Below are 25,727 nucleotides of genomic sequence, written 5' to 3' on the forward strand. Positions count from 1 at the left end.
TCTCCGCGAGGGTGATGCCCATCGTCCCCGCGGGGACTCCCCTCACCCTGATCTTTTAGAACGGCGGCCCGAAGGCCGCCGATGCCCTCTCCCCGTAGGAACGGGGAGAGGGAGACCAGCGCCTTACTGGAATTGCGCCTTCTTATAGTAGCCGCTGTCAACCAAAACCTTCTCCCAATTGTCCTTGTAGACGACAACGGGCTTGAGCAGGAAGGACGGCACGGTCTTGACGCCGTTCTCGTAGGTCTTGGTGTCGTTGACGGTCACCTGCTTGCCGGCCAGTGCCGCGTCGACCATGTCAGCGGTCACCTTGGCGAGGTCGCGGGTGTCCTTGAAGATCGTCGAGTACTGGTCGCCGCGCAGCATCGCCTTGATCGAGGGCACTTCCGCGTCCTGGCCGCTGATGATGGGCATGGGCTGGCCGGCGCTGCCGTAGCCGACGCCCTTGAGCGACGAGATGATGCCGATCGAGAGGCCGTCATAGGGCGACAGCACGGCGTTGACCTTCTTGTTGCCGTAGTAGGCGCTGAGCAGGTTGTCCATACGGGCCTGCGCGGTGGCGCCGTCCCAGCGGAGCGTCGCGACCTTGTCCATGCCCATCTGCCCCGAAGCGACGACGAGCTTGCCGCTGTCGATGTAGGGCTTCAGCACGCTCATGGCGCCGTTGTAGAAGAAGTAGGCGTTGTTGTCGTCGGGCGAGCCGCCGAACAGCTCGATGTTGAACGGACCCTTGCCATCCTTGAGGCCGAGCCCCTGCACGAGCGAGTCCGCCTGGAGCACGCCGACCTGGAAGTTGTCGAAGGTCGCGTAGTAGTCGACGTTCGGCGTGCCGCGGATCAGGCGGTCATAGGCGATCACGGTGACGCCCTTGGCCTTGGCCTGCTTGAGCACGTCGGACAGCGTGGTGCCGTCGATCGCGGCGATCACCAGCACCTTGGCGCCCTTGGTCACCATGTTCTCGACCTGCGAGAGCTGGTTCGGGATGTCGTCCTCGGCATATTGCAGGTCGGTGGCGTAGCCGCGCTCCTTCAGCACCTTGACCATGTTGTTGCCGTCGTCGATCCAGCGTGCGGACGACTTCGTCGGCATGGAAATGCCGACCGTGCCCTTGTCCTGCGCGTAAGCGCCGCCGGATGAGGCGAGCGCGGCAGCGCCGGCGAATGCCAGTGCGAGAAAAGTCGCTTTTAGTTTCGTCATGTTTCACTCCCTTTAGGGTTTACGAACGCTTCGTTGCAGTGAGAACTCGGTGTGATGCTCTGTCTTTAGGTCTCCTATGCGAGCTTGACGTCGGGTTCCGCGCGACCGTGCGCGGAAGCCTCCAACAGAAAGGTGCAGCCGGCTTGCGGATCGGCAGCGCGCGCCGCCTCGTCCATATCCTGCCATGCCGAGGTGACGAGAAGATGCGACAGACCCGGCCCGACAAAGGCCGGACAGCTCGATTGCAAGGCGGGAACGCGCAGCGAGCGCAGGAGCTCGCCTTGCGGGCTGTAGACGTCGACGCAGCCGCCGCCCCAGCGCGCATTCCAGATCAGGCCGTCGGCATCGACCACGGAGCCGTCGATGCCGCCGATGCCGCGGTGGCGTACCAGCAGTTTTGGCTCACCGCGCGGCAATCCCGTCGCAGGGTCGAGCGCGACGCTAAAGAGCTCGTTGCGGCCGGTGTCGGCAAAGTAGCCGGTCGCACCGTCAGGCGAGAAGCAGATCGAATTCGGAATGGTGACGCCGGGATACAGCGTCGAGATCTCCCCACGATGCAGCGCATAGATCGCACCGGACAGGGGCTCCGCCTTCTTTCCCATCGTGCCGATCCAGAACGTGCCGGAGGGATGAACGCGGGAATCGTTGGAGCGCGTGCGGGGATTGTCGGCTTCGAGCGGACGATAGAGCGTCATCGCGCCATCGGCGATACGGCGGATGTAGAGGCCGTCTTCCGCGACGATCAACTGGCGCTCGGCGTCGATGCGGCCGAGCGCGCTCGCCATCCGGCCGAGATTGTGGATCCGGAGCGCACCGCTGCCGAGATGCGCCTCGAACAGCTTTGCCTCGCGAATGTCGAACCACCACGCCGTGTCGGTGGCCGGATCGTAGGTCGGCCCTTCGCCGAGATGGCAATGCTCGTCGCACAGGACTGATGTCGGCACCTGCTCGATCATGTCCGCACTCCAAAGCGATAGACCGTGCGATGCCGATAGACGCTGTCGGGCTTGAGGAGCGGACTCGGGAAGTCCGGCCGGTTCGGTGAGTTCGGCCAGACCTGCGGTTCGAGGCAGATCGCGTCCGATTGGCGGTAGAGCTTGCCGCCCTTGCCGAGCACGGAGCCGTCGAGATAGTTGCCGGAATAGACCTGCAAGCCCGGCTGATCGGTCAGAAGCTCGAGCACGCGTCCCGAGCGCGGCGCCTCGAGCCGCGCCGCGAGCTTCAAGGCGCCGTCGGGGGCGAAGCAGAAATTGTGATCGTAGCCCTTGCCGTTGCGCAATTGCTCGTGGCTGTCGCGGATTCGCGCACCGACCGGCGTCGCAACCCGGAAATCGAACGGCGTACCCGCAACCGGGTGCGGCGGTCCCGGCAGCGGAATGGCGGTGGGATCGATCGCCAGGAAATGATCTGATGTCAGCGTCAGCCGGTGGTCGAGCGTGTTGAGGCCGGAGGTGGCACCTTCCAGGTTGAAGAAGCTGTGATTGGTCAAATTGAGGATCGTCGACCGGTCGGCTCTCGCCACGAACTCCATCGACAGTTCGGCGGGTCCGGTGACGCGGTAGGTGAGACGCACCTCCAGCCGGCCCGGATAGTTCTCCTCGCCATGCGCGCTGACATAGCTGAGCGTGACCGCGGGCTCTGCGCCATCGGCGATGTCGGCAATGTCCCACAGCTTTCGATCAAAGCCGTTCGGTCCGCCATGCAGCGCATTCGGTCCGTTATTGGCCTCGAGCTGCACCGTTGCACCGTCCAGCGAGAACTGCGCGTTGGCGATGCGGTTGGCGTAGCGGCCGACGGTCGCGCCGAAGAACTTTCGCTCCGTGACGTAGCCGGCGAGTTCGTCATAGCCGAGCGTGACGTCCTCGCAGCCGCCCTTCGCATCCGGCATGATCAGCGCCTGCAGAGCCGCGCCGAAATTGATGATGCGCGCCTCGAAGCCGCCCTGCCCGCGCAAGGTCACGCGCTGGACGGCGCGGCCATCCGGCAGCCGTCCGAAAACCTCTCCTGCGATACGCGGCTCGGCCATGATCAATCCACGAACGGTTCGACGATTGTGCGCTTGCCGAGCATGAAGGCGTCGGCGACGAGACGGAACGGCGAAAGGTCGACGTCGGCGGCACCGGTCGCCGCAAGTTCGACAAAACGATGATAGAGCTCGCGATACTCAGCGTCCGGTGCCTCGGACAAGACCTTGCCGTCCACCGCCATCCGCCTGCCGCCACCGGACAGTGTCATGCGGCCGCCGTCGGTCTCCACAATGACGTCCCAGCTTTGCGGACCGGTCTGGCGGAAGTCGAATTCGGCCGTGATCGGCAAACCGGTCGCGTCGGCCAGCGTCAGGTCCGCCGCGATCGGCGCCTCGCAATTGGAAGGAAATGACAGCGTCGCCGCCGTGACGAATACCGGACGCGGCATGATCCTGGTCAGGATCGAGAGCGCGTTGATGCCGGGGTCGAACACGCCGAGCCCGCCCGGCTGCCAGATCCAGGTTTGCCCGGGATGCCAGACGCGGACATCTTCTTTCCAGCTGATGTGCACGGACGAAATGCGGCGCGCGGCAAGCCACTCCCGCGCCGGCTCGACCGCGGGCGCGTAGCGCGAATGCCAGGTCGCAAACAGCGTTCGCTTGGAACGCTCGGCCTGCGCAATCAGCGGATCGAGCTCGCTGACGCTGACGCCGGGCGGCTTCTCCAGCATCACATGCTTGCCGGCGGCGAGCGCGCTGGCTGCCTGCGCGCGGCGCACCTGCGGCGGCGTGCACAGCGAAACCGCGTCGATCGGCGGGCCCTTGCTCAGGAGTTCTTCGATGGTCGCAAAATGCGGCAGGTCCGGCAGCGAGGCGTTGCGGCTCGCGATCGCCGCAAGCGTGGCGCCCGGCGTCGCAGCAATCGCCGCGACATGCTGGTCGCGCGCGATCTTGCCAAAACCGACGATGGCTATGCGAAGCTCGGTCACGACGGATCTCCGGAGTCTGCGGCCATGGCTGCTTCGATCATCGTGCCCTCATGCCGGCTCATACCGTTGTGAATGACGAACACCATCGCTTGGAACGCCGCTTCGGTGTCGCCGGCCGCGATGGCATCGACGATCTTCTGATGCCAGAGCAGCACGGTCTCGCGGTCTTCCGGCTCGACGGGAGCGCTGAGCAGGAACGACGCCCGCAGGGCGGCCTCGATGACGTGGCCGATCGAGCGCATGAAAAGATTGCCTGACGCGCGCGCCACGCCAACATGAAGCGCAAGGTCGGCGTCGGCGAAGTCGGCGGAGTCGGAGGCTTCCTTGCGCATCCGATCCATGCTGCGCCTGAGCTCCGCGATATCCTCCTCCGAGCGCTGCATGGCCGCGAGCGCGGCCGCGCGCGGCTCGACCGCGAGCCGGATCTCGGCGAGGTCGTCAAGGAAGCGCTTGTCGATGCCGGCATCGAGATGCCAGGCCAGCACATCGGCGTCGAACATGTTCCAGGCGACGCGCTCGCGCACCACCGTGCCGACCCGGGCTTTGGTCGAGAGCAGGCCCTTTGCGACCAGCGTCTTCACGCTTTCGCGCAGCACCGGCCGCGAGACGCCGAACATCGCGGTCAATTCGGTATCGCCCGGCAACCGCGTTCCTTCGGCATAGCGGCCGGCGATGATGTCGATACCGATTGATCGGGCGACTTCGGCGTGATTGGAATGCGCACGCCGCGTCGGAATGACCACGATACGCGAGGCCATAGTGCTGCTCTCCCCCTCCGGCAAGCGCAATTGATCGCTGTCAGGACGGGTCAGGCGGCGGTAGGCTGGCGCGAGGGATATTGGGTCATGAGGTGCGTCTCCCGGATCTTCTTTGGCGCCAATCAGTATCATGGCACCTACTAGCCGCCTCTTCGGGCAGTCGGACGCACTATTTCACGGAATTTCGGCGACGACTAGTCATATTATCTGACTATTTCGCGATTCCCCTCATTTGGGCCGTTTTCTACTTTGCATGGGGTTGTTTCGCAGGACAGGGATCGGGCCGGCCGACCATGCGGCCGGCCGCCTTGCTTGCCCCGCGGCTAGATGACTTTCCGCTGCGCAAGGCTCTTCATCAGCGCACCGATGCCGAAGCTCCATGGCTCGCATTCGTCACTGGTGCGCATGCGGTTGATCAGCTTGCCGAGTTGAGGCGCCGAAATCGTGACGATGTCATCGCGCTTGTGGGTGAAGCCCTGCCCCGGCGCGTCGCGATCCTCGACCGGCGCGAACATGGTGCCGAGGAACAGGACAAAGCCGTCAGGATATTGATGCACCGTCCCAATGGTCTGCGCGACGAGGTCGGTCGGATCGCGGCTGATCTTGCTGATCGAGGAGTTGCCGTTGAGGACGAAGCCGTCCTGCCCCTTCACGTTGAGACTGATGTCGAGCTTGCGCGCGTCGTCGAGGGTGAACGTGTCGTCGAACAGGCGCAGCAGCGGGCCGATGGCGCAGGAGGCGTTGTTGTCCTTGGCCTTCGACAGCAGCAGCGCCGAGCGTCCCTCGAAGTCGCGCAGGTTGACATCATTGCCGAGCGCGCCGCCGACGATTTTGCCGCGGCTGGAGACGAACAGCACCAGCTCCGGCTCGGGATTGTTCCAGGTCGATTTCGGATGCAGCCCGGCGTCCATGCCGGTCCCGACCGAGGACATCGTCGGCGCCTTGGTGAAGACCTCGGCGTCGGGGCCGATGCCGACCTCCAGATACTGGCTCCAGGCGTTCTGCTCGATCAGCACCTGCTTCAGTCGCATCGCCTGGTCGGAGCCCGGCTTGAGTTTTGACAGATCGTCGCCGATGAGCCGCGTCACTTCCTTCCGGATCGCCTCGGCTGAAGCCGGATTTCCCTTGGCCTTCTCCTCGATCACCCGCTCCAGCATCGAGACGGCAAAAGTGACGCCGGCCGCCTTCAGCGTCTGAAGATCGACCGGGGCGAGCAGCCACGGTTTTTGCCGGTCGCGATGGTCGGGCGGCGTATTCGCCGCAATCGCCTCGAGATCGCCGATCCGCTCGCCCTTGGTCTCGCCCAGCGCCTTTGCGGGATTGTCCTCCTCGCAGAGCGCGCTGATGGTCGGAAACCGCGCGGTGACGTCGAACACGCCGTCGCCGCGCACGGCGACTACGGCCGGACCGTTGGCCTGCGGCAACCAGACGCGCCCCGCCAATGTCCCCTTCGTCCCGTCCTCGGGCAGAAGCTCTTTTGCCGTCAGTGCCGCTTCCGACTTCATCGCATCGGTCCTTTTTCCAGTCTCGTGATCGCCAATCATTGCGGCGTTAGCCGCCGCGACACCAAGAACACCATTTGAAGGACTAGCGCTACTGGCAGAACTGCAATTCGACCACGCCGCGCGCAACACCCTATTGCACCGCGGAACCATTTGCGACGCAACATTCAAAATGAGACTGCCCGTTAAGCCGCACGGGCCTGCGACGCGTGCGCTGCATTCGAGTTCGGTTAGCCTCCTCTCCAAGAGCCGTGCCTCGCGAGCGAGCCGCCAAAAGGCCGCGCCCGCGCGGTCGCGGCGAACAATGTGCGACACAGGGAGGAGAGCAATGTTGAAAGGCAGTGTAGGACTTATCGCGTTGAGCAGCCTGTTTCTTGCAGGGTCCGCTATCGCGCAGGAGAAGATCAAGGTCGGCGTCACCGCGACGCTCGAAGGCACCTATACCGTGCTCGGCGAGGACGGCATCCGCGGCCACCAGACTGCACTCAACGTGCTCGGCAAGAAGATCGGCGACAAGGAACTCGAGTTCGTCATCGCGTCCACGGACGCAACGCCCGACTCCGCCGTCCGCGCCGTGCGCAAGCTGATCGAGCAGGACAAGGTGCAGATCCTGCTGTCGCCGCTATCCGGCGACGAAGGCATCGCGGTGAAGAACTTTGCAAAAACCCATCCCGAGTTGACCTTCATCAACGCGGCCTCCGGCGCCCAGGAAACGACCTATGTCGATCCTGCGCCGAATTTCTTCCGCTACAACATGGACGGCGCCCAGTGGCAGGTGGGCCTCGGCAAATACGCCTACGACGAAAAGAAGTATCGCAAGATCGCGACCGTCGGCGAAGACTATTCCTTCATCTACACCCAGGTGTTCGGCCTCGTGCTCGAATTCTGCGGCGCCGGCGGACAGGTGACGAACCGGCAATGGGTGCCGCTCGGCACCAAGGACTTTGCCTCGGTCATCGCGGCGCTGCCCGACGATGTCGACGCGATCTATCTCGGCCTTGGCGGCGCGGACGCCGTCAACTTCCTGAATCAGTATCAGCAGGCCGGCGGCAAGGCGCACCTGATGGGCGGCTCGATCATGATCGACCAGACCATCCTGTCATCCAAGGGTAACGCCAAGAACGCGCTGATCGGCACGATCGCGGCGAGCGGCCAGGCCGACACCTGGGAGGATCCGGGTTGGCAGAAGTTCGTGAAGGCCTATCAGGACGCCTTCCCGCCGAACAAGCGCTTCCCGAGCCCGTCGCTGCTCGCGACCAACTATTACGGCTCGACGATGGCGCTGATCCTCGGCTTGCGCGCGGTCAACGGCGACCTCAGCAACAACCAGTCGAAGTTCAAGGACGCGCTGGCAAAACTCGAGATCGACGCGCCGAACGGCAAGATCAAGCTCGACTCCAACCGCCAGGCGATCGGCACCAACTTCGTCACCGAAGTCGTCGACGACGGCAAGGGGGCTCTGTTCAGCAAGGTCGTCAAGGTCATTCCGAACGTGAACCAGACGCTCGGCTACGATCCGGCGGTATTCGCCAAGATCGGCTTGCCAAGCCGTACAGTACCCGAATGTAAGAAGTACTGACGCATCACGTTCGTAACTGAACAGCCGGGGAGCGATTTGCATGCGCGGAGACTTCCGCCCTTGCAATCTCTCCCCGGTTGTTCGACGTTGTCGGGAAAATAACAGAACTTTGGGAGGGAAGGCATGAGCCGGGCGCTCGCCGTCTTCCATGGCCGGTTCGGTCGGGCGACGGTTTATCAGTTGAACCGCCCTTTCAACATCCACGCGCATCGCGAAGGTCATCTGATCTTCCATGTCGGCGGCGTGCCCGCTTGCATTGACGTCAATGACGGGCGACATGAGCTGAACGAAGGCTCCGTGGTCGCGGTCAATCCGTGGGAACCGCACAACTTCCTGCCCTCCGATCTCGAAGGCGGCGCGATCTTCTTCGTGCTCTACGTCAATTCGGAATGGTTCGCTCCCGACGCGCCCGGCGCCGATCGCCTCCGCTTCGGCCGTACCCAGTTCAAGCGCACCGTCGCACTCGACAAGCATATCCGCCGGACGGCCGCACTGGTGTGCGGTGCTCCCTCGCTCTCCAGTCTGGATTCCGAGCTGCGGCGGCTGATCGACATCTGCTACGACGAAAGCTGGCAGCAGTCCGAGATCGCCCGCGATCCGCGCGCCGGCGGCGCCGTCACCGACTTCCGCGTGCGCAAATGCATCAAGCTGATGTCGGAAAGTCCGGGCGCGGAGATGGAGCTCGACACCATCGCGCGTGAATCCGGCCTGTCGCGGCCGCATTTCTACCGGCTGTTCCGCACCCAGACCGGCGTCACGCCACACCTCTATCTCAACACCCTGATCATGGAACAGGCGCTGGAAGCGCTGGTTGCCAGCGAAGCGCCGATCGCCGACATCGGCTTCGATCTCGGCTTCTCCTCGCAGAGTGGTTTCACCCGCTTCTTCGCCGCCAATGTCGGCATGGCTCCGACCGATTATCGTCGCGCGGCCAAGGTCTTGCGCGCCTGACGCAGCGCGCGAAAAGATACTGACAATCAAACACCGGCCTTGGAGCCTCGATAGGATGTGCGGAACGCGATCCCGAAACCAGGATCGCAAATCCAGGGAGGACGCACGTCCATGGCAAGGCCTGCAGCCGTCGCAAGGCTGTCTGACCTGATTGCTCCCTCGCCCTGCTTGCGGGGAGAGCAGAAGCCATGACCCGTTTTATCGAACGCCATCCGGCATGGGCGCTGATCGTCATCATCGCGATCGCGATCCTGCTCTGGCTGATCTTTGCGGTGTGGCCGCCCGGGCTCGAAGAGGCGATCGGCCGCAAGCGCGTCTTCCTCAACGCCGTCTTCAACGGCATCACGCTGGGTGGCCTCTACTTCCTGGTCGCGAGCGGCTTTACGCTGATCTTCGGTCTGATGCGCAACGTCAATCTCGCGCACGGCTCGCTCTATCTGTTCGGCGGCTATATCGGCTACGCCATCAGCGCTTCGACCGGCTCCTGGATCCTCTCCTTCATCATCGCCTTCATCCTGACCGCGCTGGTCGGCGTGCTCCTGCAAGTGATCGTGTTCCGCCGCATGGAGGGACAGGATCTTCGGCAAACGATGGTCACGATCGGCCTCTCGATCGTCTTTGCCGATCTGATGCTCTGGGCCTGCGGCGGCGATTTCTACCAGATCCAGACGCCGAGCTGGCTGATCGGCCCGATCGATCTGCCGCTGATCACGGCAGTGAAGTCGTCCGGCGAACCGGTCTATCTCAGGTATCCGCTGGTGCGGCTCGTGATCTTCATCGCGTCCGTCGTGATCGGTGTCGCGATGTGGCTTGCGCTCAACCGCACCCGCATCGGCATGATCATCCGCGCCGGTGTCGACGACCGCGACATTCTCGCTGCGACCGGTGTGCGCATCCAGCTCGTCTTCGTGCTGGTCTTTGCCTTGGGCGCCGGACTTGCCGGCATTGCCGGCGTCGTCGGTGGTACCTTCCAGTCGCTGTCACCCGGCGAAGACATAAGGTTCCTGCTCGCCTCCCTCGTCGTTGTCATCGTCGGCGGCATGGGCTCGATCCCTGGTGCCGCGCTTGGTGCACTGATCATCGGATTGGCCGAGCAGCTCGGTTCCGTCTACATCCCGACCTACGCCATCGTCGTCACCTTCCTGATCATGGTGCTGGTGCTGGCGGTGCGGCCGCAGGGCCTGTTGGCGAGGCGCTGACATGTCCGTCACCCACGATGCCCGCGTTCAGCTTCGCTCCCCCGCCACAGCGCAGCGTCCTAGCGAACGGATATGGCCGGAGATCAACAATCCGGCCGCCTGGATCGTCGCCGTCATCCTCGTGATCATGCCGCTGATCGCCAACGGCTTCTTCCTGATCGAAATCTTTGCAACGACGATGATCCTAGGGACTATCGCACTCAGCCTCATGTTCCTCGCCGGCTATGGCGGCATGGTCAGCCTGATGCAGCTCACCATCGCGGGCTTTGCCGCCTATATGGTCGCGGTCTTCGGCGTCAGCGCCAACACCAATATCAGCCTCGGCTGGCCGTGGTGGCTCGCAACGCCTATGGCGCTGATGCTCGCAACCATCTTCGGCACGCTTGGCGGCACGCTCGCGGTACGCACCGAGGGCATCTACACCATCATGATCACGCTCGCGATCGGCGCGGCCTTCTACTATTTCACCAACCAGAACTGGGCGATCTTCGGTGGCCACACCGGCATCAACACCGTTGCGACCCCGCATTTCTGGGGCGTCAACTGGCGTTCCGATATTCCCTTCTATTATATCGTGCTCGGCACTGCTGCGCTGTGCTACTTCGCCGTCACCTACATCTCCCGCGCGCCGTTCGGGCTCGCCTTGCAAGGCGTGCGTGACAATCCGCGCCGCATGGCCGCGCTCGGCTTCAACGTCAATGCGCATCGGGTCGCGGCCTACGCTGTTGCCTCCTTCATCGCAGCACTCGCCGGCGTGCTCCAGGTCTGGAATTACCGGCAGATTTCACCGGGTTCGGTCAGCGTCGGCGCCTGCATCGATATCCTGATCATCGCCATTGTCGGCGGCATCACGCGCCCGATCGGCCCCTATATCGGCGCGCTGATCTTCGTGCTGCTGCGCACCTTCGCGCTCGACTTCCTGGTCAAGATCGGGCTCGACGGCAACCGCTTCCGGCTGATCATCGGACTCGGCTTCCTCGCCATCGTGTTCTGGTCGTCGGACGGCGTCATCGGACTTTGGCAGCGCTGGCGCCAGGGCAAGCGATCCACCACGTCGCCCCAGCGCGGAGGGCACGGTCATGGATAGCGTCGCGCACCGCCTCTCCGCCATCGGCGCCGGCGCGGCGCTCGAGCTTCGCGGCGTCACGCGGCTGTTCGGTGCACTCGCCGCGCTCACCGACGTCACCATCACCGTCCGCCCGGGCGAGCGGCGCGCGGTGCTGGGCTCGAACGGTGCCGGCAAGACCACGCTGTTCAACTGCATCACCGGCGACTTCCCGCCCACATCGGGTACGATCCGCTTCTTCGGCGAAGACATCACCCGCTTCCCGCCCTATGAGCGCATCCGGCGCGGCTTGCGCCGCACCTATCAGATCTCCGCGCTGTTCCCCGGCCTCACCGTGCAGGACAATGTCTATCTCGCCTGCCGCGGCGTCTCGCGTGGACGCTTCTCGTTCCTGCGTCCCGGCCAGAACGACGCGCTGATGCATGCGGCCGACAATCTCGTCCAGGCCGTACATCTCTCAGCCGTGAAGGATCAGCGCGTTGCCGAGCTCGCGCATGGCCAGCAGCGCCAGCTCGAGATTGCGCTCGCGCTCGCCGGCGCGCCGCGCTTCGTGCTGTTCGACGAGCCGGCTGCAGGCCTCTCGCCAGCCGAGCGGCTCGAGCTGATCGAGATTTTGACGTCGCTGCCCGCGCACATCGGCTACATCATCATCGAGCACGACATGGACGTGGCCTTACGCGTCGTCGAGAGCGTCACGATGATGCACAACGGCCGCATCTTCAAGGAAGGCCTGCCACAGGAGATTCAGTCCGACCCCGAGGTCCAGGAGCTTTATCTCGGAGGCGGCCATGAATGAGGTCCGCCGCGGAGCTCCTGCGCTCGAAGTGAAAGGCCTCGACGTCTATTACGGCCATTCGCATGCGCTGCAGGGCGTCGACCTGACGCTGGAGGCCGGCGTGTTTTCCGTGGTCGGCCGCAACGGCATGGGGAAAACCACGCTTTGCAAGGCCATCATGGGACTGGTCCCGGTCAGCGGCGGCTCGGTGCGCATCCGCGGCGAGGACATCACGCGGCGACCGCCGGCCCACATCGCGCGGCTCGGCGTCGGCTACGTACCGCAGGGACGCCGCCTGTGGCGCTCGCTCAGCGTCGACGAGCATCTACAGCTCGCCGCCGGCCTCCGACGCGGCGCCTGGACCGTCGAGCGCATCTACGACACGTTTCCCCGGCTTGCCGAGCGCAAGGATAACGGCGGCGGCCAGCTCTCCGGCGGCGAGCAGCAGATGCTCGCGATTTCGCGTGCGCTGCTGACCAATCCGCAACTCCTGATCATGGATGAGCCGACCGAGGGCCTCGCGCCGGTCATCGTCGCCCAGGTCGAGGAGATGCTGCTGCGGCTCGGCGAGGACGGCGACATGGCCGTACTCGTCATCGAGCAGAACATCGGCGTCGCCACCGCCGTCTCGCGCAACGTCGCGATCATGGTCAACGGCCGCATCAACCGCATCATCGACTCCGTGCGGCTCGCCGCCGACCGGGACTTGCAACAACGCCTGCTCGGCGTCGGCTTGCATGCGGAGCTCGAACCCGACGTCGATACCGCGCCGGCAGGCGCCGAGGCAAAGACCGCGCCGCAGGCCCCGCGCCCGGCCGGCCCAATCCGCATCTACATCTCGAACCCAACGCCGCCGACGCGCTGGTCGCAGCCGGTGCCGATCGCGCGCATCGAGGCCGCCGCGCGTACGCTTTCGACGCAAGTCGCCCGCCTCGACGAGACTGGGCGGCGCAAGCGCGAGCCGGTCGCAGCACAAACCTCGGGACCGCCGGTCGTCCTCGTCGTCGGCACGCTCGACACCAAGGGCACCGAACTCCGCTTCATCCGCGACATCATCGCGGGAAGTGGCTTGCGGACGCGGCTCGTCGACGTCTCGACCAGCGGCAAGCACTCCACCTGCGATGTCTCGGCACAGGAAATCGCGCTCAACCGCGGCCGCGGCGGCTCGGCCGTGTTCGGCCCCGACCGCGGCGTGGCCGTGACCGCGATGGCGGATGCCTTTGCCAACTGGATGCGACGCCAGGGAAACATCGCCGGCGCCATCTCGGCCGGCGGCTCGGGTGCAGCCTCGCTGGCCGCACCGGGCATGCGCACGCTTCCAGTCGGTGTTCCAAAACTGATCATCTCGTCGGTCGCATCCGGCGATGTCGGTCCCTATGTCGGTGCCGCCGACATCACCATGATGTACTCGGTCACCGACGTGCAGGGCCTCAACTCGATCTCGCGCGCGGTGCTGGCGAACGGAGCCAATGCGCTGGTCGGCATGGTGAAAGCACGTCTCGACCAGCGCGAGGCCCAGGAGCGCGTCGCAGGCGCCGCCCTGCCCTCGATCGGCATCACCATGTTCGGCGTGACGACGCCGGCCGTTCAGAAGATCGCGGCAGACCTGCGCGACGACTTTGAATGTCTCGTCTTCCACGCCACCGGCGTCGGTGGCCGCTCCATGGAAAAGCTCGTCGATTCTGGCCAGCTCGCCGGGGTGATCGATCTCACCACGACGGAGATCTGCGATCTCCTGATGGGCGGCGTGTTCCCCGCGACCGAGGACCGTTTTGGCGCCGTCATCCGCAGCCGCATCCCCTATGTCGGCTCCGCCGGCGCGCTGGACATGGTCAACTTCGGCGCGCCCGACACTGTCCCGGAGCGCTATCGCGGGCGCAAATTCCACGTCCACAATCCGCAGGTCACGCTGATGCGGACCACGGCGGACGAGAATGAGCGGATGGGCCGCTGGATCGGCGAAAAACTCAACCAGATGGATGGTCCCGTGCGCTTCTTCCTGCCCGAGGGCGGCGTGTCTGCCCTCGATGCAGCAGGCCAATCGTTCTGGGATCCCGAGGCCGACGCGGCGCTGTTCCGTGCGATCGAGCGCACGGTGCGGCAGACCAGAAATCGTCAGCTCATCCGCGTCAGGAAGAACATCAACGATCCCGAGTTCGCCGCCACCATTGTCAGTGCGTTCCGAACATTGTTCGGCCGCACCGGGGCGCGCAGAAGACTAGCGAGGTGACCGATGGCGAGGTTTGAACGCGCTGCTCTCCTGAAGAAGTTTCGCGACATGGCCAGGCGCGGCGAGCCGATCGTCGGTGGCGGGGCCGGTACCGGCTTGTCGGCCAAATGCGAGGAGGCCGGCGGCGTCGATCTCATCGTGATCTACAATTCCGGCCGCTATCGCATGGCCGGGCGCGGCTCGCTCGCGGGACTGATGCCTTATGGCGACGCCAACGCCATCGTCCTGGAGATGGCCGGCGAAGTTCTTCCCGTCGTGACCAAGACGCCGGTGCTCGCAGGCGTCAACGGCACCGATCCGTTCCGCGACATGGACGTATTCCTAGACCAGTTGAAGGCCATCGGCTTCGCAGGCGTCCAGAACTTCCCGACCGTCGGCCTGATCGACGGCACCTTCCGCGCCAATCTCGAAGAGACCGGCATGTCATACGCGCTCGAGATCGACATGATCGCAAAGGCGCATGACAAGGACATGCTGACCACGCCCTACGTGTTCAGCGAGAAGGAAGCCGCCGCGATGGCGATCGCAGGGGCCGACATCATCGTCTGCCACATGGGGCTGACGACCGGCGGCACGATCGGCGCGCAAACCGCGCTCAAGCTGCAGGATTGTCCCGCGCAGATCGACACCTGGGCCTCCGCCGCACTGAGCGTCAATCCGGACATCCTGGTGCTGGCCCATGGCGGCCCGATCGCGGATCCGGCGGACGCGGATTTCATCATGAAGAGCACAAGTCACTGCCACGGCTTCTACGGCGCGTCCTCGATGGAGCGACTGCCCGTGGAGCGGGCGCTGACGGATCAGGTGCGTCAATTCAAGGCGATCGGCGCGCGATAACGCCGGAACGTTTGAGGGAGGGAAAGATGTCAGGGATATTGGTCGGTGAATTGATCCTCTGGCTGATCGTCGCGATCGTCGTGATCGTGGTTGGCGTCTACATCGTGAACTGGCTCTACCACCGCTCCTCCAAGGAGGTGTCCTTCGTCCGGACCGGCTTCCTGGGCGAGCGCGTGGTGATCAATGGCGGCGCTTTCGTGCTGCCGTTCATCCACGACTATACGCCGGTCAACATGAACGTGCTGCCGATGGGCATCGTGCGGTCCCGGCAGGACGCCGTGATCACCCGCGACCGCATGCGTGTCGACATCGAAGCCGACTTTTACGTCCGCGTGCAGGCGAGCCGCGAAGCCGTCTCCATCGCCGCCGCCACGCTCGGCCGCCGCACCATGGAGCCGGAGCAGCTCCACGCGCTGCTGGCCGGCAAATTCATATCCGCGATCCGATCGGTTGCCTCCGAGATGACCCTGGAGCAGATGCACGAGCAGCGCGGCGAATACGTCGCCCGCGTCAAGGCCAACGCGGCCGAGGCGCTTGCGCAGAACGGCCTCGAGTTGGAGTCGGTCGCCATCACCGATCTCGACCAGACCGACCTCGAGTTTTTCAACCCGTCGAACCGGTTCGACGCCGAAGGTCTGACCCGCCTGATGGAGGATATCGAGGCCAAGCGAAAGCTGCGCAACGACATCGAGCAGGACTCGATGATCAAGATCCGCTCCCGCAATCTCGAGGCCGAACGGCAGGCGCTGGAGATCGAGCGCGAGAGCGAGACGGCCCGCCTCGAGCAGGAACGCGACATCGAGATGCGCCGCGCCCTGCAGCGCACCGAGGTCGCCCGCGAACGCGCGCTGCGCGAGACCGAGGCCGAGCAGGCCCAGATCTCCGCCCGCGAAGCCATCGAGAAGGCGCGCATCGCCAACGACCAGGCGATCGCAGAAGCTCGCATCGCCTCCGAGCGCGAGACCCGCCAGAAGGAGATCGAGCGGACCCGTACCATCGAAGAGAAGGAACTGCTGGCGCGCGAGGAGGTCGAAAAGACCCGGATTGCGAACCAGCGCTCGATCGACACGACCCGTATCGCTTCGGAGCGCGAAGTGCGCCAACGCGAGATCGAGCGGATGCGCACGGTCGAGGAAGCCGAGATCGCGGCACGCGAGGCGATCGAAAAGGCGCGCATCCAGCAGGATCGCGTCGTCACCGACGCGCGCATCGCCAACGAGGAGGAGACAAGGCGCCGCGAGATCGAGCGGACGCGCGCGGTGGACGAGGCCGAAATCGCCGCCCGCGAGGCGACCGAAAAGGCCCGCATCGCCCAGACCATGATCGTCAATGTCGAGCGCATCTCCTCGGACGAGCGCACCCGCGCGCTGGAGATCCAGCAGGTGCGCACCATCCAGGAGGCCGAGATCGAGGCGCAGCGCGCGGTCGAGGCCGCGCGTATCGCTCGCGAGCGGACCCTCGCCGCCGAGCGCATCGCGGCCGAGCAGAACACGCGCCAACTGGAGATCGAACGCAACCAGTCGCTGGACGTCGCCGGCATCGTCGCGCGCGAGGCCACGGAAGCCTCCCGCATCGCGCAGGAGGAGCGCGTCCGCTCGCTGGAGATCGCCCGCAACCGCGCCGTCGAGGAAGCCGACATCGCCGCCCGCGAAGCGATCGAGGCCGCACGCATTGCGCAGGAGAAGGCAGTTGCTGCGGAACGAATCCAGGCCGATCGGGATACCAAGGCGCTCGAAATCGAGCGCACCGCGGCGATCGAAGCCGCCGATCTCAAGCGGCGCGATGTCATCGAACGCCAGCGCATCGGCGTCGACCTCGCACTCGAATCCGAGCGGATCACCTCGTCGAAGAAGCGCGAGGTGCTCAATATCGAGCAGAAGAAGGCGATCGAGATCGCCGACGAGGACCGCGTCATTGCGCTCTCCACAAAGCGCTCTGAACGAATCGACGCCGACAGCCGGGTCAAGCAGGCCGAGATTGTCGCGCGAAAGGAAGTCGAGACGACCGACGTCTCGCGCGAGCAGGCGCTGGAAGCCGCTCGCATCGAGCGCCGCCGTTCGATCGAGCAGCTCGAAGTCGCCCGCGTCCAGTCGCTCCAGGAGGCCGAGATCGCCTCCCGCGAGGAAGTCGAGCGTGCCCGCATCGCGTCTGATCGCGGCCTCGACGAGGCCCGTGTCGGCCGCGAGCGCGAGCTGCGCAAGCTCGAAGTCAACCGCGAGAAGGAGGTCGAAACCGTCCTGATGGAGAAGGCGATTGCGATCCACCTGAAGTCGCTGGAAGAATCCGCGGCCAAGGCCTCGGCCGAGGAAGCACGGATGCGCGCGACGGAGGCCAGCGAGCGCGTCATCACCGCACGCGAAAGCGAGATCGCCAAGCGCCGCAAGACAGTGGAGATCCTGATCGCCGAGAAGCAGGCTGAGGAAACGCGCATCGCCGCGGAAGCCGAGCGTGTTCGCGCCGCCGTGGAAGCAGAGGCTCAGCGCCTATTGAACGAGGCCGAGAACGTTCTTACCGATCAGGCCCGCTACTCGCTGTTCCGCAGAAAGCTGCTCGACCGCATCGAGGGCATCGTCCGCGAGAGCGTCAAACCGATGGAGAAGATCGAGGGCATCCGCATCCTCCAGGTCGACGGCCTCAACGGTGGCGGCAATGGCGGTGGCGGCGGCCGCAGCGCCACCGATGAGGTGATCGACTCGGCGCTGCGCTACCGCGTGCAGGCGCCGCTGATCGACTCGATCCTGTCGGATATCGGCGTCGAGGGCGGCAGCCTCGCAAAGATGCCGGGCCTGATCCGCGAGGCCCGCGACATGCAGGGCATCAAGGATTCCGCCCGCAAGAGCGGCGGTGGCGGCGGTGGCGATAAGCCGGCCGGCCCGGCCGCTCCCTCCGCTGGAGGCGAGCCGCCGGCCGAGCGCGGTCCACGGAAGAAAAGCTGAGGATTTAGGTTCATGGCCCGCGTCTACGTCTCCACCGTCGTCAATGCCCGTAACGACCGCGTCTGGGCGCGGGTGCGCGACTTCAACGGCATGCCGAACTGGCATCCCGCGATTGCGGAAAGCCGCATCGAGGGCGGTGAGCCCTCGGACAAGATCGGCTGCGTCAGGGATTTTCGCCTGCGCAACGGTGATCGCATCCGAGAGAAGCTGCTTGGCCTCTCCGACTACGACATGTTCTGCACCTACTCGATCCTGGAATCCCCGATGGGCGTCGAGAACTACGTCGCGACGCTTCGGCTCACACCCGTCACCGATGGCGACCAGACATTTATGGAATGGACCGCCGAATTCGACTGCGCGCCGGAACGGGAAGCGGAACTGGTCGGCAATATCGGCGGCGGCGTGTTCCAGGGTGGGTTCGATGCCCTGAAGCGTGTGTTCGGAGGCTAACCGTGCCGCATATCGTCAAAAGCACGATCCTTAACGCACCGACGGACGCAGTGTGGAACGTGCTGCGCGATTTCAACGGCCATGATCGCTGGCATCCGGCGGTCGCAACCTCGACGATCGAGCGGGCGCAGTCATCGGACAAGATCGGCTGCATCAGGCGCTTCAAGCTCAGGGACGGCGCGGAGCTGCGCGAGCAATTGTTGGCGCTGTCCGACCTCGAACAGTCCTTCAGCTACTGCCTGCTCGATACGCCAGTGCCGATGTTCAACTACGTGGCCCATGTCCGCCTGCTGCCGGTGACCGATGGCGACCGCACCTTCTGGCACTGGGAGTCGCGCTTCACCACAAAACCGGAAGACCGGGACCGCATCACCCACATGGTCTCCGAGGATATTTACCAGGCCGGATTCGAGGCCATCCGCCGCCATTTGAAGGAGGCCGCTTAATCATGGCTGTCACGGTCAAGACCTTTGCCAGCTCGAACGAGGCTGCGACGGCGCTGTCGTCCGATCGCACCGCGCGCTATCTCGGCGGCGGCACGCTGGTGATGCGAGCGCTCAACGAGGGCGACGTCTCGATCTCGACCGTCGTCCGTGCCAGCGACCAGGCGCTGACCCGGATAGACGCGTCCGGCCCCCGGATCACGCTGGGCGCCGGCGTCACCTTCGCGCGCGTCCTCGCTGAGCGCGATCTCGCCTTCCTGCATGCCCCTGCCCGCTCGATCGGTGGCCCGGCCGTGCGCAACATGGGCACTGTCGGCGGCAATCTCTTTGCTCCAAACCCCTACGGCGACTTTGCCGTGGCGCTGCTCGCGCTCGATGCCACGGTGGCCGTGCAAGGCGGCTTTGGGTCCCGCGACATCGCGATCGAGGAGTTTTTGCAATCCCGCGAGCGGCAATCCGGTGCGCTGGTGCTGTCAGTGTCCTGCACGCGGCCGGCAAGCGCGGATGCCTTCCGCTACCGCAAGGTCGCGCGCATCAAGCCGAAGGGCGGCTCGGTCATCACGCTCGCGGCGCATCTGCCGATCAGCGGCGGGCGCATCGCCGGCGCGCGCATTGCGCTCGGCTCGATGGCGCCGACCCAGATCCGCGCCAAGGCCGCCGAGCGCGCGCTGGAGGGACGCGTCCTCGATGCAGCAACCATTGCTGCCGCGGCATCCGCCGTCACCGAGGGAACGGCGCCCTCCGACAATGCGCTCGGCAGCGCCTGGTATCGCCGTGAGATCGTGGGCGTGCATCTGCGTCGCCTTCTGTCCGGTCAGGAATAGATCGTCATGTCAAAAACGCCCCTGCAATTTCGTCACAACGGCCGCGACGTCGCGATCTTCGTCGATGGCGGCACCAACCTGCTGGTCGCCCTGCGCGAGCTGATCGGCGACATGACGCCCAAATTCGGTTGCGGCCAGGGCGGCTGCGGCACGTGCAGCGTGCTGATCGACGGCGAACTTCACCTCTCCTGCCTGACGCTGGCCGAAACCGTCGCCGGCCGTTCCGTCGAGACACTCGACGGCATGAAGCAGGGACCGAACCTGCATCCGCTGCAACGCGCCTTCGCCGACGCCTTTGCCGCCCAGTGCGGCTATTGCACGCCGGGCATGCTGATGGCGGCAAAGGCCCTGCTCGACCGCAATCCGTCGCCGAGCCGGGCCGACGTCGTCGAGGCCATCTCCGGCAACATCTGCCGGTGCACGGGCTACGAATCCATCATCAACGCCATCCTCGCCGCCTCGGGCGGCCGGGCCAGCGCCTAGAGGACCTCGTCATGCTGGAACTGCGCAAGGACATTTTCGCCGACGAGCGCGACGATAACCTCAAGGAGATCGGCAAAGGCACGCAGCGGCAAGACATGCTCGGCCACATCACGGGCACGTCGAGCTACTTTAACGACCATAAACTCCAGGGCATGCTGCATCTGAAGGTGGTGCGCTCGACGCATGCGCATGCACGGCTCCGGCGCATCGACACTACGGAAGCTGAGCGCTCGGCCGGCGTGCGCAAAATCATTCGCGGTGCCGACGTGCCGGTCAATCTCAACACGCTGCTCAGCCTCATCAACTTCGGCAAGGATGACGAACCATCGCTCGCCGTGGACAAGGTTCGCTACAAGGGCGAGCCGATCGTCGCAATCGTCGCCGACAGCGAGCGCGAGGCCTTTGAGGCGATCGCGAAGGTGCGGATCGATTATGAGCCGCTACCGACCGTATTCGACGTTGAGGACGCCCTGAAGCCCGGCGCGCCCGTCGTCAATGAGACATACCCCAAGAACGCCTTCATCTATCACGACGTCTACGACCACCAGCGGCTGCGTTTTGGCGATGCCGACGCGGCGCTGGCCACAGCCGATCACGTGCTCGAACAGCGTTATCAGATGTCGCCCATCGAGCATGCGCCGACCGAGACAAACGGCGCGATCGCAGCACCCGACACCAACGGCCGCTATGTCGTCTACACCTCGACACAGGCGCTGTTCTTCTCGGTCGACACCTGCGCCAAGATCTTGGATGTGCCCTCCAACACCTTCCATTTCATCGGCGGCACCGTCGGCGGCGGCTTTGGCGGCAAGGTCGATACGCTGACCGAGCCGCTCGCGATCCTCGGGGCGATGCTGACCGGGCGTCCCGTGCGCTATGTGTTCGGGCGCGAGGAGGAGATGCAATACGGCCCGCCGCGCGGCGCCGAGCGCATCTACATCAAGGACGGCGTGATGCGCGACGGCCGCATCGTCGCGCGCAAGATCCGCGCCTACTTTGACAGCGGCGCCTACACCCGGCTCTCCAGTTACGCCGCCGTGAAATGCGCAGCGCATCTGCCGGGCCCCTACACCATCCCCAACGTCCATGGCGACGTCTATTGCGTCTTCACCAATCGCACGCCCGCGACCGCGATGCGCGGCTTCGGCGTCACCGCGATGGATTTTGCGATCGAATGCCAGATGGACAAGCTCGCGAACCTCGTCGGCATGGACCCGATGGAGTTCCGCATTCTCAACGCCTATCGCGACGGCGACATGAAGGCGCACCGGCGCGAGGCCAAGAACACCGCGCTGATCGAATGCGTGCAGGTGGCTGCCGAAAAGGCCAAGTGGCCGATCCGCGACGAATTCAAGCGTGCCTCCTCGCGCAAGGACGGTGGCGGCAGCCGTGCGATCATTCCGCCGACACCTGCGGATGCGCGCGCGCGTCCGGCCGCGCCTGCGCAGCAGCGCACGACCTATGACCGCGCGCCAGTGAGCGCGACGCGAGAACCACCGCGCGAGCCGCCTCCGCCGGCACCGCCGCCTCCCCCGCCGCGGCCGTCGGCACCGTCGCACGGCGCGACGCGCTTCTCGTCCGTGTTCGGTACAAGGAGACGCTGACATGGCCCGGCATCGCGGACGCGGCATGGCGTCGATCAATTATCCCATCGGCATGAATCTCGGCGGCGATCCGAGCCAAGCGCTGGTGCATTCCAATCCCAGCGGCAAGTTCACCGTGGCGCTCTCGTCGATCGACCTCGGCCAGGGCATGAAATCAGTGACGCGGCAGATCTGCGCCGAGACGCTGGGCGTGCCCGTCGAGGATGTCTATGTCGACACCGCCGATTCCGACACCGGACCGCACTGCATGGGCTCCTTTGCCTCACGCGGCACCCACCGCGTCGGCAATGCCGTTATGGCGGCCGCCCGCGAGGCGCGCGGCGTGATGATGGAGGCGGCCGCCGAGGAACTCGAGGTCAACGCCGCCGATCTCGAGACCGACGGCCGCGGCAACATCCACGTCAAGGGCGCGCCGCACCGCTCGATCTCGACCAAGGATGTCGCCATCGCCGCTCAGTTCAAGCAGGGCAAGACCATCTCGGGCCGCGGCATTTTCCTGGTCCCGCTCTCCAATGTCGATCCAGAAACCGGCGAGATGTCACCGGCGACCTGTTATGCGCATGCCTGCCTCGTCGCCGAGGTCGACGTCGACGACGAGACCGGCGAAGTCGACATGGTGCGGATGGATTCTGCCTATGAGCTCGGCCGCGCGCTCAACCCGCGCCTCGTGGAGCAGCAACTCGTCGGCGGCGCCTGGATGGGGATCAGTCACGCGCTCTATGAGACGCCGGAACCCTACTATCCCGATCCGGTTCACGGCCCTCGCGACTTCGTCGAATATCTGATGCCCGGTCCCGGCGATATCTGCCCGCACGACATCGCGGTGCTGGAGCGGCCTGCTCCTGACGGTCCGTTCGGCGCCAAAGGTCCCGGCGAGATGTGCGCCAATCCGGTGCTGCCCGCCGTCGCCAACGCGATCTTCAATGCTGTCGGCGTGCGCATCGACGATCTGCCGATCACGCCGGAGAAGGTCTTGCGCGCGATCAAGGCCCAGGGCGGCGCGCGGCCGCAGGCCCGGCGCTAAGGGAGACATCGTGGCCGTTCGCAGCAACATCGTCGGCATCGACAGCCCCGAGGCGCTGGAGAAGGCGCTGCGCGCGGCCTATTACCTCGCCGACGAAGGACTTGCGACCGCGGCCTATCTCGGGCTCGCGCTCGGCAAGCCGCTGCTGCTCGAGGGCGCGCCGGGTGTGGGCAAGACCGAGGCCGCAAAAGCCATCGCCGCCGTGCTCGGCCGTCGGCTGATCCGCCTGCAGTGCTACGAGGGCATCGACGCGTCCGCCGCGCTCTACGAGTGGAACTACCCGCGCCAGATGCTCGCGATCCGCCAGGCCGGCGACGAGAGCATCGACATCTACGGCGAAACGTTTCTGATCGAGCGTCCCATGCTGGCGGCGCTGCGTGCGCCCGACTCCACCGTGTTGCTAATCGACGAAATCGACCGTGCCGACCAGGAGTTCGAAGCTTTCCTGCTCGAATTCCTGTCCGACTTCCAGATCTCGATTCCCGAGCGCGGCACGGTCCGCGCCGCGGAGCGCCCGGTCGTGGTGCTGACCTCAAACCGCACGCGCGACCTGCATGAAGCCCTGCGGCGGCGCTGCGTCTATCATTGGATCGACTATCCCACCGCCGAGCGCGAGGCGCGCATCATCATGATGCGGGCGTCGAGCGTCGCGGAATCGACAGCCCGCGCCGTGGTCGCCGCCGTCGAAAAGTTGCGGCGCGAGCCGCTCAGCAAGGCGCCGGGAATTGCGGAGGCCGTCGACTGGGCCGAAGCCGCGACGCTCCTGCACAAGGGCGGCGCACGCTGGCCGGATGCCTTCAAGCGCTCGATAGGCGTTGCGCTCAAGGATGAAGAGGACCTTCATTTCATCTCACCCCGGCTCGACGCCGTACTCGCGGGGGCAACCGCATGAGCACCGAGCCAAGGTTGCCGCGCGCCGCGCGCGTGTTCGTCGACTTCGTCGCCCTCCTGCGCGCCAACGGATTTGCCGTTGCGCCTGAGCAGACCACCACGTTCCTGTCCGCCATCGATCTGCTCGGCCCGCGCGACCTCAATGACATCAGGCAGGCCGCACTGGCAACGCTCGCCCCGCCGCCGGAGCGCCGGGCGACCTTTGACCGGTTGTTCGATCTGCACTTCCGCGGCAGCGAGGCGATCGAGCGCGACGACGAGGGGGAGGACGACGAGACCGTCCGGCTGCAAGAGGAAGGCCGCGGTGACGAGGAGCCGCTGCTCTCGGACGATGCCAACGAGTCCGGCCTCACCGCCACCCGCGCTGAAGCCCTCGTCGAGCGCCGCTTTGCGCAACTCTCCACCACTGACGCGCTGCGCCAGCTGACGCGCGAGGCGCCGCGGCGCCTGCCGCGCCGGCACGGCCATCGCCGCATGCGGGCGCGCCGCGGTCCCTTCGCTGATCTGCGCCGTACCCTGCGCGAGACCGTGCGCAGCGACGGTGAGATCTTGCGGCTCGGGCATTTGAAGCGGCGGCATCGTCCACGAAAGATTCTGGTCCTGATCGACGTCTCCGGCTCGATGAAGAGCCGCACCGAAGACAATATGAAGCTCGCGCATGCGCTGGTGCAAGCGGCGCCCAATGTCGAGGTTTTTACCTTCGGCACAAGGCTGACCCGCGTCACCCGCCCCTTGCGGTTGAAACGCCGCGTGCAGGCGCTGAATGCGGCGGCTCATCTGGTCAGCGACTGGGACGGCGGCACGCGGATCGGCGACGCGCTCCAGGCGTTTCTCGCCGTCCCCCGGTTCGGCGGCTACGCACGCGGCGCAGCCGTGATCGTGATCTCCGACGGTCTTGAGCGCGGCAAGCCGGACGCGTTGCGCGACGCGGTCGCAAAATTGTCGCGGCGCGCCTGGCGGGTGAGCTGGCTGACGCCGCTCGCGACGGGTCCCGACTTCCGCCCGCAGACCGAGGCGCTCGTTGCGATCGAGCGCTTTGTCGACGATCTCGTGGACGGCGGATCGAGCGCGTCGATCGTGGCGCATGTGCTGGCGCTGGGGCGAAGGAGAGCGGCGTGACCGATATCGTGGATGGCCATCATCACATCTGGCGGCAGGCGGATTTGCCCTGGCTGACCGGGCCGATGCAGCCACGCATTTTTGGCCCCTATGAACCGATCCGGCGCGACTATCCGATCGAGGAATATCTCGCCGATCTCAGGGGCACTGGCGTCACGCGCTCGGTCTATGTCCAGACCAACTGGGCCAATGACCGTTTTGAGGATGAGACGGCGTGGGTGCAAAGGACCGCCGACGAAAACGGCTGGCCCCATGCGATCGTCGCCTATGCCAATTTCGCCGTCGAGGACGTTCGCCCGCAGCTCGACCGGCTCACGCGCTATCCGCTGGTGCGCGGCGTGCGCATGCAATTGCACTGGCACGAGAACCCGCTCTATCGCTTCGCGAGTCGCCCCGATCTTTGCGTCGATCCCGTGATCCGTCGCAACGTCGCGCGGCTCGCCGATTACGGCTGGAGCTTTGATCTCCAGGTGTTCACGCCGCAGATGCCCGACGCCGCGCATCTTGCCGAATCCTGCCCCAACGTGACGTTCATTCTCCAGCACGCGGGCATGCTGGAAGACCTTTCGCCGGCTGGCCGCGCCGCCTGGCGCGCCGGGATGGCGCGGTTGGCTTCATGTCCGAGCATCTATTCAAAACTCTCCGGGCTCGGAACGTTCATCCACCGCAACGATCCCGCGCATATCGCTGAAGTCGTCACCGACACCGTCGCGATTTTTGGCGCCGAACGCTGCCTGTTCGGCTCGAATTTTCCGATCGAGAAATTGTGGACCAGCTACCGCGAGCTGGTCGACGCTTTCCGCGCCGCTGCGGCTTCGCTCAGCGACGCGCAGCGCGAAGCTATTTTCAGGACAACCGCGACACGCGTCTACCGGCTCGGGCCGTAGACGCAACCAATAGGACA

23 protein-coding genes are annotated in these 25,727 nt (G+C 65.3%); 17 read left to right on the forward strand and 6 right to left on the reverse strand.

Annotated features, from left to right (window positions below):
* Positions 1-123: 123 nt before the first annotated feature.
* From chvE to KUF59_RS28420, 6 genes are all read right to left on the reverse strand, one after another.
* Positions 124-1,197, reverse strand: coding sequence for a multiple monosaccharide ABC transporter substrate-binding protein (gene chvE / locus KUF59_RS28395; RefSeq protein ID WP_212455498.1), 1,074 nt, complete (start codon positions 1,195-1,197; stop codon positions 124-126).
* Between the two features lie 74 nt (positions 1,198-1,271).
* The gene (locus KUF59_RS28400) at positions 1,272-2,153 is read right to left on the reverse strand and encodes an SMP-30/gluconolactonase/LRE family protein (protein ID WP_212455499.1); all 882 of its coding nucleotides are present in this window, start codon (positions 2,151-2,153) and stop codon (positions 1,272-1,274) included.
* The gene (locus KUF59_RS28405) at positions 2,150-3,223 is read right to left on the reverse strand and encodes an aldose epimerase family protein (protein ID WP_258767257.1); all 1,074 of its coding nucleotides are present in this window, start codon (positions 3,221-3,223) and stop codon (positions 2,150-2,152) included. Before KUF59_RS28405 ends, KUF59_RS28400 begins: the two co-directional genes overlap by 4 nt.
* 2 nt (positions 3,224-3,225) lie before the next feature.
* Positions 3,226-4,152 carry a Gfo/Idh/MocA family protein gene (locus tag KUF59_RS28410; RefSeq protein WP_212455501.1) on the reverse strand — a complete coding sequence of 309 codons (927 nt, stop codon included), beginning with the start codon at positions 4,150-4,152 and terminating at the stop codon, positions 3,226-3,228.
* Complete coding sequence (locus KUF59_RS28415) at positions 4,149-4,910, reverse strand: FadR/GntR family transcriptional regulator (protein ID WP_212455502.1); 762 nt, start codon at positions 4,908-4,910, stop codon at positions 4,149-4,151. Before KUF59_RS28415 ends, KUF59_RS28410 begins: the two co-directional genes overlap by 4 nt.
* Before the next feature lie 323 nt (positions 4,911-5,233).
* Complete coding sequence (locus KUF59_RS28420) at positions 5,234-6,415, reverse strand: fumarylacetoacetate hydrolase family protein (protein ID WP_212455503.1); 1,182 nt, start codon at positions 6,413-6,415, stop codon at positions 5,234-5,236.
* A 325-nt stretch (positions 6,416-6,740) separates the two neighbouring features.
* Here KUF59_RS28420 and KUF59_RS28425 point away from each other — a divergent pair, with 325 nt between their 5' ends.
* From KUF59_RS28425 to KUF59_RS28505, 17 genes are all read left to right on the forward strand, one after another.
* Complete coding sequence (locus tag KUF59_RS28425; protein ID WP_212455504.1) at positions 6,741-7,991, forward strand: ABC transporter substrate-binding protein; 1,251 nt, start codon at positions 6,741-6,743, stop codon at positions 7,989-7,991.
* Between the two features lie 123 nt (positions 7,992-8,114).
* On the forward strand, positions 8,115-8,942 hold the full coding sequence (locus tag KUF59_RS28430; RefSeq protein WP_212455505.1) for an AraC family transcriptional regulator: 828 nt from the start codon (positions 8,115-8,117) through the stop codon (positions 8,940-8,942).
* A gap of 188 nt (positions 8,943-9,130) precedes the next feature.
* Positions 9,131-10,141, forward strand: a complete 1,011-nt coding sequence (locus KUF59_RS28435; RefSeq protein WP_212455506.1) for a branched-chain amino acid ABC transporter permease — start codon at positions 9,131-9,133, stop codon at positions 10,139-10,141.
* Position 10,142: 1 nt separating this feature from the next.
* Positions 10,143-11,228: a branched-chain amino acid ABC transporter permease gene (locus KUF59_RS28440; protein ID WP_212455507.1), complete on the forward strand. Its 1,086-nt coding sequence runs from the start codon at positions 10,143-10,145 to the stop codon at positions 11,226-11,228.
* Positions 11,221-12,003, forward strand: a complete 783-nt coding sequence (locus tag KUF59_RS28445; RefSeq protein WP_212455508.1) for an ABC transporter ATP-binding protein — start codon at positions 11,221-11,223, stop codon at positions 12,001-12,003. The genes KUF59_RS28440 and KUF59_RS28445 overlap by 8 nt, the downstream gene beginning before the upstream one ends.
* Complete coding sequence (locus KUF59_RS28450) at positions 11,996-14,212, forward strand: ABC transporter permease (protein WP_212455509.1); 2,217 nt, start codon at positions 11,996-11,998, stop codon at positions 14,210-14,212. The genes KUF59_RS28445 and KUF59_RS28450 overlap by 8 nt, the downstream gene beginning before the upstream one ends.
* A 3-nt stretch (positions 14,213-14,215) precedes the next feature.
* Positions 14,216-15,049 carry a phosphoenolpyruvate hydrolase family protein gene (locus KUF59_RS28455; RefSeq protein WP_212455510.1) on the forward strand — a complete coding sequence of 278 codons (834 nt, stop codon included), beginning with the start codon at positions 14,216-14,218 and terminating at the stop codon, positions 15,047-15,049.
* A 26-nt stretch (positions 15,050-15,075) separates the two neighbouring features.
* Positions 15,076-17,985 carry a flotillin family protein gene (locus tag KUF59_RS28460; protein ID WP_212455511.1) on the forward strand — a complete coding sequence of 970 codons (2,910 nt, stop codon included), beginning with the start codon at positions 15,076-15,078 and terminating at the stop codon, positions 17,983-17,985.
* Between the two features lie 12 nt (positions 17,986-17,997).
* A complete protein-coding gene (locus tag KUF59_RS28465; protein ID WP_212455512.1) occupies positions 17,998-18,435 on the forward strand; it encodes an SRPBCC family protein in 438 nt (145 codons plus the stop codon).
* A gap of 2 nt (positions 18,436-18,437) precedes the next feature.
* Positions 18,438-18,881: an SRPBCC family protein gene (locus KUF59_RS28470; RefSeq protein WP_212455513.1), complete on the forward strand. Its 444-nt coding sequence runs from the start codon at positions 18,438-18,440 to the stop codon at positions 18,879-18,881.
* A 2-nt stretch (positions 18,882-18,883) separates the two neighbouring features.
* On the forward strand, positions 18,884-19,702 hold the full coding sequence (locus tag KUF59_RS28475; protein WP_212455514.1) for an FAD binding domain-containing protein: 819 nt from the start codon (positions 18,884-18,886) through the stop codon (positions 19,700-19,702).
* Between the two features lie 6 nt (positions 19,703-19,708).
* A complete protein-coding gene (locus KUF59_RS28480; RefSeq protein ID WP_212455515.1) occupies positions 19,709-20,185 on the forward strand; it encodes a (2Fe-2S)-binding protein in 477 nt (158 codons plus the stop codon).
* 11 nt (positions 20,186-20,196) lie between these two features.
* Positions 20,197-21,789, forward strand: coding sequence for a xanthine dehydrogenase family protein molybdopterin-binding subunit (locus tag KUF59_RS28485; protein WP_212455516.1), 1,593 nt, complete (start codon positions 20,197-20,199; stop codon positions 21,787-21,789).
* A 1-nt stretch (position 21,790) separates the two neighbouring features.
* Positions 21,791-22,813, forward strand: a complete 1,023-nt coding sequence (locus KUF59_RS28490; protein ID WP_212455517.1) for a xanthine dehydrogenase family protein molybdopterin-binding subunit — start codon at positions 21,791-21,793, stop codon at positions 22,811-22,813.
* Between the two features lie 10 nt (positions 22,814-22,823).
* Complete coding sequence (locus tag KUF59_RS28495) at positions 22,824-23,705, forward strand: AAA family ATPase (protein WP_212455518.1); 882 nt, start codon at positions 22,824-22,826, stop codon at positions 23,703-23,705.
* Positions 23,702-24,823 carry a vWA domain-containing protein gene (locus KUF59_RS28500; protein ID WP_212455519.1) on the forward strand — a complete coding sequence of 374 codons (1,122 nt, stop codon included), beginning with the start codon at positions 23,702-23,704 and terminating at the stop codon, positions 24,821-24,823. Before KUF59_RS28495 ends, KUF59_RS28500 begins: the two co-directional genes overlap by 4 nt.
* Positions 24,820-25,710, forward strand: a complete 891-nt coding sequence (locus KUF59_RS28505; RefSeq protein ID WP_212455520.1) for an amidohydrolase family protein — start codon at positions 24,820-24,822, stop codon at positions 25,708-25,710. Before KUF59_RS28500 ends, KUF59_RS28505 begins: the two co-directional genes overlap by 4 nt.
* Positions 25,711-25,727: the final 17 nt, after the last annotated feature.

Origin of the sequence: Bradyrhizobium arachidis (assembly GCF_024758505.1) — a bacterium.
GTDB lineage: Bacteria > Pseudomonadota > Alphaproteobacteria > Rhizobiales > Xanthobacteraceae > Bradyrhizobium > Bradyrhizobium manausense_C.